This is a genomic window from Ancylobacter sp., assembly GCF_965229075.1.
GTDB lineage: Bacteria > Pseudomonadota > Alphaproteobacteria > Rhizobiales > Xanthobacteraceae > Ancylobacter.
Genome location: NZ_CBDDIO010000002.1, coordinates 2,627,655 through 2,639,762 on the forward strand (window position 1 = coordinate 2,627,655; position 12,108 = coordinate 2,639,762).

General features: G+C 72.7%; 6 protein-coding genes. All 6 read left to right on the plus strand.

What is annotated here, in order from left to right:
• The first annotated feature begins 98 nt into the window (after window positions 1-98).
• The 6 genes from ACO07Z_RS18405 to trxA all read left to right on the plus strand — a co-directional run bounded on the left by ACO07Z_RS18405 (window position 99) and on the right by trxA (window position 12,019).
• On the plus strand, window positions 99-2,711 hold the full coding sequence (locus ACO07Z_RS18405) for an ATP-binding protein (RefSeq protein ID WP_421700028.1): 2,613 nt from the start codon (window positions 99-101) through the stop codon (window positions 2,709-2,711).
• A gap of 4 nt (window positions 2,712-2,715) precedes the next feature.
• On the plus strand, window positions 2,716-4,389 hold the full coding sequence (tsaE, locus tag ACO07Z_RS18410; protein ID WP_421700029.1) for a tRNA (adenosine(37)-N6)-threonylcarbamoyltransferase complex ATPase subunit type 1 TsaE: 1,674 nt from the start codon (window positions 2,716-2,718) through the stop codon (window positions 4,387-4,389).
• Window positions 4,386-5,105, plus strand: coding sequence for a nucleotidyltransferase family protein (locus tag ACO07Z_RS18415; RefSeq protein ID WP_421700030.1), 720 nt, complete (start codon window positions 4,386-4,388; stop codon window positions 5,103-5,105). The genes tsaE and ACO07Z_RS18415 overlap by 4 nt, the downstream gene beginning before the upstream one ends.
• A 30-nt stretch (window positions 5,106-5,135) precedes the next feature.
• A complete protein-coding gene (addB, locus tag ACO07Z_RS18420; RefSeq protein WP_421700031.1) occupies window positions 5,136-8,207 on the plus strand; it encodes a double-strand break repair protein AddB in 3,072 nt (1,023 codons plus the stop codon).
• Entirely contained in the window at window positions 8,204-11,617 is a 3,414-nt protein-coding gene (gene addA / locus ACO07Z_RS18425) for a double-strand break repair helicase AddA (protein ID WP_421700032.1), read from the plus strand. Before addB ends, addA begins: the two co-directional genes overlap by 4 nt.
• A gap of 81 nt (window positions 11,618-11,698) precedes the next feature.
• The gene (trxA, locus tag ACO07Z_RS18430) at window positions 11,699-12,019 is read left to right on the plus strand and encodes a thioredoxin (RefSeq protein ID WP_421700033.1); all 321 of its coding nucleotides are present in this window, start codon (window positions 11,699-11,701) and stop codon (window positions 12,017-12,019) included.
• Window positions 12,020-12,108 lie beyond the last annotated feature (89 nt).

The following is a 12,108-nucleotide window of genomic DNA, read 5'->3' on the forward strand; positions in this document are numbered from 1 at the left end:
GCACACCCGGCTTCGCTAAAGTCGCGGTGATTCGATGCCCCGCCACGTGCGGGGCGTCTGCCGGAGGTCGGCACGCGGCGAGGGGGAGACGGGCGCGGATGGCGCATCCGGCCGACAACGGCGGGACGGGAGACGACGGGCGCCGCGACGTGCGGGCCGGCTCGCTTTCGCGCCCCTGGCGCCGGCAGCTGCGCCGCCTTGTCCGCCGCTCCGCGCGTCGCATGGCGGCACTGCCCGCTGCGTCCCTTGCCCGCCTCGCGGTTCTCGCCGCCGCCACCCTTGCCGGCGGCGCGCTCGCTTTGTCCGGGGCGCGCGCCTATGCCCAGCCCGCCGGCGACGGCGTGTTCGCCGTTCTCGCTGTGCAGGACCCCAGCGCCCTGATCGGCCTCGCCCTCGTGGTCGGCCTCATCGTCTTCGCCGCCACCACCGCCATCGTGCATCTGCGTTACCGCCGGCAGTCGCTGCTGCGCGAGGCGGAAGCCTATGGCGAGATCGCCCGGCTGGAAGCGCAGATCGACGAGGCGCGCGCGCTGCTGATGGCGGAGCCGCAGATCGTCGTGGTCTGGCGCGATCCCGCCGGCGAGCCGGAAATCATCGGCAATACCCCCGCCTTCACCGGCGTGGTCGCGCCCGCCCGTATCCTCGCCTTCGGCTCCTGGCTGGTGCCGGCGGCGGCGGGCGAGATCGAGGCGGCGGTGGACCGGCTGAGGGCGCGCGGCACGCCGCTCACCGCCACGCTGGCGACGCAGGACGGGCGCTTTGTCGAGGCGGAGGGGCGCCCCGTCGGCTCGGCCGTGGTGCTGCGCCTGCGCGACATTACCGGCGTGCGGCTGGACCAGGCGCGGCTCGAAGTCGCCTATCGCGCCCTCGACGACGAGAGCACGGCGCTGCGGGCTCTGCTCGACGCGCTGCCGGCCCCCGTCTGGGTCGGCGGCGAGGACGGCAAGCTGCGCTGGAGCAATGCCGCCTATGCCCATGCGGTGGAAGCGCGGGACGGGCACGACGCGGCCGCGCGTGACCTCTGGCTGCTCGACCAGCAGAGCCGGGCCAAGGCGCAGAAGCTGCACGCGGCCAGCCTGCCGTTCAAGGCGCGCCAGCCGGTGGTGATCGCCGGCACCCGGCAGGTGCGCGATGTGTTGGAAGTGCCGGTCGGCGGCGGCGCCGCCGGCATCGCGCTCGACGCCACCGAGGCGGAAACGGTGCGGGCCGAACTTGCCCATGTCATCGGTGCGCATCGCCGCACGCTGGACCAGCTCGCCACCGCTGTGGCCATTTTCGGCAAGGACCAGCGGCTGGTGTTCCACAATGCCGCCTATGCCAGCCTGTTCGAACTCGACGCCGCCTTTCTCGACGACCGCCCGACCGATGGCGCGGTGCTCGACCGGCTGCGCGCGGCGCGGCGCCTGCCGGAACAGGCGGATTTCCGCGTCTGGCGCGAAGACCTGCACGCCGCCTACCGCGCCATCGAGCCGCGCGAGCACTGGTGGCACCTGCCGGGCGGGCGCACGCTGCGCGTCGTCACCGCCCCGAACCCGGAAGGCGGCGTCACCTATCTGTTCGACGAGGTGACCGAGCGCCTCGCGCTGGAAAGCCGCTTCAACTCGCTCACCCGCATCCAGAGCGAGACGCTGGATGCGCTCGCCGAGGCGGTGGCGGTGTTCGGCAGCGATGGCCGGCTCGGCCTGTCCAATTCCGCCTTCCAGCGGCTCTGGCGGCTCGACAAGGCCGGGCTCGGCGCCCACCCGCATATCGACTCGGTGGCCGAAGCCTGCCGCCGCCTGACCGCCGACAGCACCGCCTGGCGCAAGCTGCGCGCCGCCGTCACCGGCATAGACGCGCGAGTGCCGACCGAATTCCGCCTGGAGCGCAGCGACGGCATCATTCTCGACGGCTCCACCCAGCCGTTGCCGGATGGCGGCACGCTGGTGACGCTGCGCGACATCACCGACAGCGTGCAGGTGGAGCGCGCGCTGGTGGAGCGCAACGAGGCGCTGGTCGCCGCCGACCACCTCAAGAGCACCTTTGTCGGCCATGTCTCCTACGAGCTGCGCTCACCGCTGACCACCATCATCGGCTTCGCCCAGCTGCTGGACGACACCGGCATCGGCCCGCTCAACCCGAAGCAGCGCGCCTATGTGAACCACATCACCGAGAGCAGCGCGGCGCTGCTCGCCATCATCAACGACATTCTCGACCTCGCCACCATCGACGCCGGCGCGATGACGCTCGAACTCACTGATGTCGATCTGCGCGCGGCGATGGAGGCGGCGGCGGAAGGGGTGCGCGACCGCCTTGCCGAGGGCGACATCCGCCTGTCCATCGAGCTGCCGCCCGCCGCCGGCACCTTCCGCGCCGACGCCAAGCGGGTGCGGCAGGTGCTGTACAATCTGCTGTCCAATGCCGTCGGCTTCGCGCCGGAGGGCTCCACCGTCACGCTCGCCGCCGAGCGGCGGGACGACAAGGTGGTGTTCCGCGTGCGCGACATGGGACCGGGCGTCCCGCCGGAAATCGGCGCGCGGGTGTTCGACCGCTTCGAGAGCCACACCGCCGGCTCGCGTCATCGCGGCGTCGGGCTCGGCCTGTCCATCGTGCGCTCGCTGGTGGCGCTGCATGGCGGTACGGTGAGCCTCAGCGCGGCGCCGGGCGGGGGCACGCTGGTGACCTGCATCTTCCCGCGCGCGGCGGATGCGGGCCGGGACGCGGCGGAGTAGGGCGATGATCGACAGCCGCAACACGGGTTCCGTTCCCACCTCGCCGGTGGCGCATTGGGACGTGGTGCTGCCGGACGAGACCGCCACCGGGCGCCTCGCCATGGACCTCGCCGCCCTGCTGCGGCCGGGCGATCTGGTGACGCTGGGTGGCGATCTCGGCGCCGGCAAGACCACGCTGGCGCGGGCGATCATCCGGGAACTGGCGGGCGACCCGAGCCTCGAAGTGCCGAGCCCGACCTTCACCCTGCTGCAGGCCTATGACCTGCCGCGCCACCGCGTGGTGCATGCCGACCTCTACCGGCTGGGCGATTCCTCCGAGCTCGACGAACTCGGCTGGAGCGAGCAGACCGACGGGGCGGTGACGCTGGTGGAATGGGCCGAGCGCGCGGAAGGCGCCGTGCTGCGGCCGGACCGGATGGAAGTCCACATCACCCTGCCCACCGAGGGCGCGGAGAAGATGCGCCGGGTGCGCCTGCTCGGCTATGGCCGCATGGCGGGCGCTCTCTACCGCATGAAGGCGATCCGGGCGCTGATCGACCAGGTCGGCTTCGGCCCGGCGCAGCGCCGCTTCCTGCAGGGGGACGCCTCCGCCCGCTCCTATGAGCGGCTGATCGGCGCCAAGCGCAACGCCGTGCTGATGAATTCCCCGCGCCGGCCAGACGGCCCGCCGGTGCATAACGGCAAGCCCTACAGCGCCATCGCCCATCTCGCCGAGGATGTGAAGCCCTTTGTCGCCATGGCGCGGGCACTCAGGGCGCGCGGCTTCTCCGCGCCGGCGATCTATGGCGGCGATCTCGATGCCGGGCTTTTGGTGATCGAGGATCTCGGCCATGAGGGCGTGCTCGACGGCACGCCGCCCGCCCCGGTGCCGGAGCGCTACGAGCTGGCGGTGGACGTGCTGGCGGCCCTGCACGCGCAGGACCTGCCTTCGACCGTCGCCGTCACCACCGGCCTCGACCACCACATACCGCCCTATGATCTCGACGCGCTGCTGATCGAGGTCGAGTTGCTGCTCGACTGGTATCTGCCGCATTCCGGCGGAAGGCTGTCGCCCGATGCCCGCCGCTCCTTCCGCCAGCTATGGACGGCGGCGCTGGCGCCGTCGCTGGCGCAGAAGCCGGTATGGGTGCTGCGCGACTACCATTCGCCGAACCTGATGTGGCTGCCCCAGCGCGCCGGGCTGGCGCGGGTCGGGCTGCTGGATTTCCAGGACGCGGTGATGGGCCCGCCGGCCTATGATGTCGTCTCGTTGGCGCAGGACGCGCGGGTCGATGTGCCGGAAGCGCTCGAACTCGCGCTGCTCTCGCGCTATGTGAAGGCGCGGCGCACCGCCGATCCCAGCTTCGATACCAAGGGCTTCGCTGCCTCCTATGCGGTGATGGGGGCGCAGCGCGCCACCAAGATCCTCGGCATCTTCACCCGGCTGAACCAGCGCGACCGCAAGCCGGTCTATCTCAAGCACCTGCCGCGCATCTGGAACTATCTGGAACGCTGCCTGTCCTTCCCCGAGCTGGGCGGACTGGCGAGCTGGTACAAGGACCATGTGACCGCGCCCGGCGCCTCGCGGCTGCCGCCCGGCGTGCGCCCGGCGGTGTTCCCGGTCGCCAAGCCAGCGGCAACGCCTGCTGCCACGCCTGCGCCCGCTTCCACTCCGCCGAATGAGTCCGGCCGTTCATGACCGACATCACCACCGCCATGGTGCTCGCCGCCGGCCTCGGCACGCGCATGCGCCCGATCACCGACCGCCTGCCCAAGCCGATGGTCGAGGTCGGCGGGCGGGCGATGATCGACTTCGCGCTGGACAGCCTGGCGGACGCCGGCGTGACCACCGCCGTGGTCAATCTCCACGCCCATGCCGACCTTTTGCAGCGCCATCTACAAGGGCGCACCCGCCCGCGCATCGTGCTGTCCGACGAGCGCGGCGAGTTGCTGGAAACCGGCGGCGGCATCCGCAACGCGCTGCCATTGCTGGGCGACGCACCCTTCTTCGTGATGAACGCCGACACGGTGTGGATCGAGGGCATCCGCCCCAATCTGCGCAGTCTCGCCAACCGCTTCGACCCGCGGGAGATGGACATCTGCCTGCTGCTCGCCCCGGCGGCGACCTCGATCGGCTATGACGGGCGCGGCGATTTCCTCATGGACGGTCTCGGCCGGCTCACCCCGCGCCCGGAGCGACTCACCGTGCCTTTCGTCTATGCTGGCGCGGCGGTGGTGGCGCCCGCCCTGTTCGAGGACGCGCCGCAGGGGGCGTTCTCGCTGAACCGGCTGTTCCGCCGCGCCGCCGAGGCCGGCCGGCTGTTCGGCCAGCGCATGGAAGGGGTGTGGATGCATGTCGGCACGCCGGAGGCCATCGCCGAGGCCGAAGAGGCCATTGCCCGTTCCAAGGACTGAGCGCATGGCGGCCTCCCGAGGCGCGCGCTCATGAGCACGGACGCGCCGCGCCGCCATCCCCGGCTGTTCTCGATTCCCTCCTCCGCGCCCTTCGTCGCGGTGCTGGCCGACGCGTTGCTCGACGGTGTGCTGGTGGAGGGCTTCGCCCCGCGCGGCGATCCGCTGCGTCTTGCCACCGCCACCGTCTATCTGCCGACCCGCCGCGCCGGACGCCTGCTGGCCGAGGCGCTGCGCCAGCGCATGGGGGCGGGGGTGACGCTGCTGCCGCGCATCGTGCCGGTCGGCGATGTCGACGAGGACGCGCTGGCCTTCGCCGAGACCTTCACCGATCCGCCGCGCGCCGTGCCGCCGACCACCCGCCGGCTGGCGCTGGCGAGCCTGATCCGGCTGTGGCGGCGGGCGCTGGCCGGCGATGACGGGCGCACCGCCGTCGCCGCCGGGCCGGGGGCGGAATTCGCCCTCGCCGACGAGCTGGCGCGGCTGATCGACGAGATGGTGGCGCAGGAAGTGCCGTGGGAGCGGCTGGACACGCTGGTGCCCGGCGAGCATGACCGCTACTGGGACATGGCGCTGGACTTCCTCAAGATCGCCCGCGCCTTCTGGCCGGGCTTCCTGGAGGAGCAGGGGCAGGTGGACGCGGCGGTGCGGCGCGACCAGCTGATCGCCGCCGAGGCGGCGCGGCTGGCGAACACGCCCGAGGGCGGCCCGGTCATCGCCGCAGGCTCCACCGGCTCCATGCCCGCCACCGCGCGGCTGCTGGCGACGGTGGCGCATCTGCCGCGCGGCGCCGTGGTGCTGCCGGGGCTGGATTTCGCGCTCGACGAGCCCTCCTGGGCGGGGCTGACCGACGAGGAGACCAGCGCCCCGAGCCACCCGCAATACGGCCTCGCCTTGCTGCTGAAGCGCCATATGCGCGTGCCGCGCGACGCGGTGCGCGAGCTGGCGCCGTCGGCCGCGCATGGGCGCGAGTCTCTTCTGTCGGAGGCGCTGCGCCCCGTCGCCTCCACCGAGCAATGGGCGAGCCTTTCCGACCGGCTCGGCCCCGCCGCCATCGACGCCGCGCTCGCCGAGGTGAGCGTGATCGAGGCGGAGGATGCGCGCGAGGAGGCGCTGGCCATCGCGCTTGCGCTGCGCGAGGTGCTGGAGGTGCCGGGGCGTACCGGCGCGCTCATCACCCCCGACCGCGACCTTGCCCGCCGCGTGGCGGCGGAATTGCTGCGCTTCGAGGTCGCCATCGACGATTCCGCCGGCGAACCCTTGTCGGAAAGCGGGCCGGGCCGCTTCGCCCGGCTGGTGGCGGATGCCTGCCGCGACGCGCTGGCGCCGCTGCCGCTCTCCGCCTTACTGCGCCATCCGCTCGCCCGCTTCGGGCTGGAGCGCGCCACGCTCAATGCCGGCGCCGACGCGCTGGAAATGATGGTGCTGCGCGGCCCGCGCCCGGCCGCCGGGGCCTCCGGGCTGACCGAGGCGGTGGCGGGCTTCAACCCGTCCGATTTCCACCCGCGCGACCCCCGCGCCCGGCTTGGCGAGGAGCGCCGCACGCTGGCCGAGGCGCTCGCAAACCGCCTTGCCGCCGCCCTCGCGCCGCTGCTGGCGCTGGGGGAGGGGGAGCACCCCTTCGCCGCCCTGCTGGAGGCCCACCGCGCCGCCATTGCCGCCGCGTGGAGCGGGCCGGAGGCCGACGGGCCCGGGATCGACTCGCCCGCCGAGGCGACGGCCTTGGCTGAACTCGCCCGCGCCTTCGAGGCGCTGGCGGAGGGCGCCGCCCATGCGCCCGCCATGACGCTGGCGGATTATGCCGCCGCGCTGGTGCTGCTGCTCTCCAGCCAGCCGGTGCGCCCGCCGCTGGTGCCCGGCGCGCGGCTGCGCATTCTAGGGCCCCTGGAAGCCCGCCTGGTCGGCGTCGACCGCGTGGTGCTGGCCGGGTTGGTCGAGGGCACCTGGCCGAACGCGGTGCGCGCCGACCCCTGGCTCAGCCGGCCGATGCGCGCCGCGCTGGGGTTGGAGGCGCCGGAGCGGCGCATCGGCCTTTCCGCGCATGACTTCGCCCAGGGCTGCGGCGCGCCGGAACTGGTGCTGTCCTATCCGCGCAAGCTCGGCGGGGCGCCGACTGTGCCCTCGCGCTTTTTGCAGCGGCTGGCGGCGGTGAGCGGGGAGGCGCGCTGGAAGGCGGCCATCGCCCGCGGCGACCGCTTCCGCCGCCTCGCCGGTTTCATCGAGGAGGAGCCGCCCGCCGCCCGCATCGCCCGACCGGAGCCGGCGCCGCCGGTGGAACTGCGGCCGCGCCAGCTCAGCGTCACCGAGATCGAGACCTGGCTGCGCGACCCCTACACCATCTATGCCCGCCATGTGCTGGGCCTCGCCCCGCTCGACGGGCTCGACGAGGCACCGGGCGCGGGGGAGCGCGGCAGCGCCATTCACGACGCGCTCGGCACCTTCGCGCAGGCGTTCCCGGAGGCACTGCCCGAGCAGGCGGAGGCGGCGCTGCTCGCCTTCGGCCGGCGCGCTTTCGCGCCGCTGGAGCGCTTCCCCGCCGAGCACGCGCTGTGGTGGGCGCGTTTCGAGCGGCTGGTGCCGCGCCTCATCGGCTGGGAACGCGCCCGGCGCACCCGCACGCGGCGCGTCTTCGCGGAGAAATATGGCCGGCTGGCCCTCGCCGGCGGGCGCTTCACCCTCACTGGCCGCGCCGACCGCATCGAGCAACTCAGCGACGGCGGGCTGGCGATCCTCGACTTCAAGACCGGCGCGGTGCCGACCGCCAAACAGACGGCGGTGCATTATTCCCCGCAGCTGCCGCTGGAAGCCGCGATGGCGGCTGAGGGGTGCTTCCCGGACGTGCCGGGCGAGGAAGCGGCGGCGCTGGCCTATATCCGCCTCGGCACGGCGGAGGTGAAGGAGGTGAACGCGGTGGACAAGGAGACGACCGCCGCCGGCCTCGCCACCGACACGCTGGCGCGGCTGCAAACGCTGATCGCCGCCTTCGAGAACCCCTCGCGCGGCTATGCCTCGCTGGCACGGCCGATGTTCGGCGGGCGCTATGGCGATTACGACCATCTGGCGCGGGCCAAGGAATGGTCCACCGGCGGGGAGGGTGAGGAATGAGCGACATCACCGACCTCGCCCCCGGCGCGCTGCGGGCGGCCACCGTGCTGCAGACCTCGGCCTCCGACCCCATGCTCTCGGCCTGGGTCTCGGCCAATGCCGGATCCGGCAAGACCCATGTGCTGGCGCGGCGGGTGATCCGCCTGCTGATGCGCGGCGTGAAGCCGGGGCGCATTCTCTGCCTCACCTATACCAAGGCGGCGGCCGCCAACATGGCCAACCGCGTGCTCGGCGAATTGCGGCGCTGGACGACGCTGGACGACGAAGCGCTCGACGCCGAGATCGTCCGCACCGACGGCGGCGAGCCCGGCCCGCTGCGCCGGGCGCAGGCGCGGCGGCTGTTCGCGCAGGCGCTGGAAACGCCGGGCGGGCTGAAGATCCAGACCATCCACGCCTTTTGCGGCGCGCTGCTGCACGCCTTCCCCTTCGAGGCCGGCGTGCCCGCCGGCTTCGGCGAGCTGGAGGAGGCGGCGCGGCTGGAACTGCTGGCGCGAGTGCGGGCGGAGGTGGTGCTGCAAGCGGCAGGCGCTCCGGCGAGTGACCTCGGCCAGGCGCTGGCGCTGATCGTCGGCCAGACCTCCGATGCCGGCATCAACGAACTGCTGAAGGAGCTTGTGGCGGATGCCCCGGCACTGGCGGCGAGCGAGGACGACCTCGCCCGCGCCGTCGGGCTCGACGCGCCCATCGCTTCCGCCGACATCGAGCGGGCGATCATCGAGGCGGCGCTGATCCCGCCCGGGGCGTGGCTGGGGCTGGCGGAGGCGCTCATGCTGGAGGGGGGCAATTGCGCCAAGCGCGGGCAGGCGTTGCGCGCCGCTGTGCTGGCGCCGCCGGAGGCGGTGGCGGAGACCTATGCCGGCGTATTTCTCAAGGAGGATGGCGAACCTTATTCCGACGGCCAGTTCGGCAATGCGGCGGCGCGGGCGAAATACCCGCAATTGATCGCCGAGCGCGACCGCATCGCCCCGTTGGCGCGCCAGCTGACGGCGGCCCGCGCCTTCGAGCGCAGCCGGGCGGTGCTGATCCTCGGGCGCGAGGCGGCGCGGCGCTATGAGCGGGCCAAGGCGGCGCGCGGCGTGCTCGACTTCGCCGATCTCGTCAACGCCGCCCGCCGGCTGCTGGCCTCCGGCGCCTCGGCCTGGGTGCATTACAAGCTCGACCAGGGCATCGATCATGTGCTGCTGGACGAGGCGCAGGACACCAGCCCGGAGCAATGGGAGGTGATTCGCCCGCTGGTGGCCGAGTTCTTCGCCGGCGAGGGCGCGCGCGAGGACCGCCAGCTGCCGCGCACCCTGTTCGTCGTCGGCGACGAGAAGCAGTCGATCTTTTCCTTCCAGGGCGCCGATCCGCGCCGCTTCGACACGGTGCGGCGCGACTTCGAGGCGGCGGGCGGGGCCGGCTTCGTGCATGTGGAACTGCAGCACTCCTTCCGCTCGGCGCCGGGCATATTGGAGGCGGTGGACGCGGTGTTCGGCCGCGAGGCCTCCTATCGTGGGCTTTCCGCCGAGGCCAAGCCCCCGGTGCATGCGCCGATCCATGCTGCCTTGCCGGCGCTGGTGGAGATGTGGGAGCCGGAAGCGCCGAGCGAGAAGGTGGATGTCGACGCCTGGCAGCGCCCGCTCGACGCGCCCGGTGCCGACGACCCCAAGGGAAGGCTGGCGAAGAAGATCGCCGCCCATATCGCCGCCCGCATCCGCGAAGGCTTTCCCGTCACCGGCCGCCACGGCACGCGCCCGGCACGGCCGGGCGATTTCCTCATTCTGGTGCGCCGGCGCGACGGGCTGTTCACCTCCATCATCCGCGAGCTGAAACAGGCGCGGGTGGAGGTGGCCGGCGCCGACCGTCTGGTGGTGGCCGAGCATATCGCGGTCATGGACCTGATGGCGCTGGGCGATGCGCTGCTGGCGCGCGACGACGAGCTGGCGCTGGCGAGCGTGCTGAAAAGCCCGCTTTTCGGCTTTGACGACAATGACCTGATGAAGCTGGCGCCCGGCCGCGCCGGGCTTCTGGAAGATGTGCTGGCGGCCCGCGCGCTTGAGAACCCGACATGGCGCGCCGCCGCGATGCGGCTGGCGCGGCTGCGCGACGAGGCGCGGCGGCTGCGGCCGTTCGATTTCTACACCCGCGTGCTCGGGCGCGAGCGCGGCCGCGCCGCCATGCTCGCCCGGCTGGGGCCGGAGGCGGCGGACGCGCTCGACGAGATGCTGGCGCTGGCGCGGTCCTATGAGAGCCTGGAGGCGCCCTCGCTCGCCGGGTTCCTCGCCTTTCTGCGCCGCGGCGGCGCCGAGGCAAAGCGCGACATGGAAGCCGGGCGCGACGAGGTGCGGGTAATGACCGTGCACGGCGCCAAGGGGCTGGAGGCGCCCTATGTCCTCCTCGCCGACACCACGTCGGGCCCGATGACCCGCCGCAGCGCCGGGCTGCTGCGCGTGGAACTGCCCGACGGGCGCCGCGTGGCGCTGCACGCTCCGGCGAAGAAGGGCGACACGCCGGCCATGGCCGCCGCCCGCCAGCGCGGCGACGACGCCCAGCAGGACGAATATCGCCGCCTGCTCTATGTCGCGCTGACCCGCGCCGAGACGGCGCTGGTGCTGTGCGGCGCCGATGGCGCGCGCCAGCGCCCGGCCGATTGCTGGTACGATCTCGTGCGCTCCGCGCTGGAGCCGGAGGCTCTGGAAGTCCCCGCCAGCGGCTTTGCCGGCACGGTGCTGCGCTGGCGCGCCGGCGCGGCGGACGCCCCGCTGCCACCGTTGCCTGTTCCCCCGCCGCCCGCCGGTGCCACCGAGGAGCGCGCCCTGGCGCGAGCGCTGGCCCGGCCGGTGCGCGAGACGCTGGCGCCAGTGAGCCTTCGCCCCTCCGGTGCGGATGTCTTCGGCCTGGCGCCCACCGGCGATGCCGCCCGCGCGCTGGAACGCGGCGACCTGCTGCACCGGCTGATGGCGGCGCTGGCGCCGCTGCCCGAAGCTGGGCGGCCCGAGCCCGGCCGCCGCCTGCTGGCGTCGAGCACCGACTGGCCGGAGGCCGCGCGCGAGGAACTGCTCGCCGAGGCGCTGGCGACGCTCGCTCTGCCGGAACTCAGCCCCCTGTTCGCGCCCGGCAGCCTCGGCGAAGTGCCGCTGGCCGGCGAACTGGAGGACGGCACCCCGGTGTCCGGCCGCATCGACCGGCTGAGCGTGACCGAGGGGCTCGTGCTGCTCGCCGACTTCAAGACCGACCGGCATGTGCCGCGCGACGCATCAGCCCTGCCGCCGGCGCATATCCGTCAGGTCGCGCTCTATGCGCGACTCATCGCCAAGCTATTCCCAGGCAAGCCTGTGCGGGCATTGCTGGTCTATACCGCCGGCCCTCTCGTGCATGCGCTCGACGGCGCGGCGCTGGAGCGGGCGGTGGAAAGAGTCACGTTGGGGTGACGCTGCCTTGACGCATGGGGGGGCGGCTACCTACCTTCCTGTCAACTTTGTGGAAATCCACGATTCTAGAAAGGTGTCCAAATGGGCGTCGAAAAAGTATCGGATCAGAATTTCGAGTCCGAGGTGCTGAACTCCTCTTCTCCCGTCATCGTCGACTTCTGGGCGGAATGGTGCGGCCCGTGCCGCATGGTGGCCCCGGTGCTCGACGAGATGGCGAGCGAGCTCGGCGACAAGGTGAAGATCGTCAAGCTGAACGTCGACGAGAATCCGGCGACGGCCTCGAAGTACGGCATCATGTCGATCCCGACCCTGCTGCTGTTCAAGGACGGCCAGCTGGCCTCCCGCCAGGTCGGCGCGGCGCCGAAGGCGAAGATGCTGAGCTGGGTCGGCGGCGCGATCTGATCGCCTGACTGTCTCCGGTTCCGATCAAACCCCGGCCGGTCCTCCGCGCCGGGGTTTTTCGTTCCGACCGCCGCGCTCCCGATGCCCTC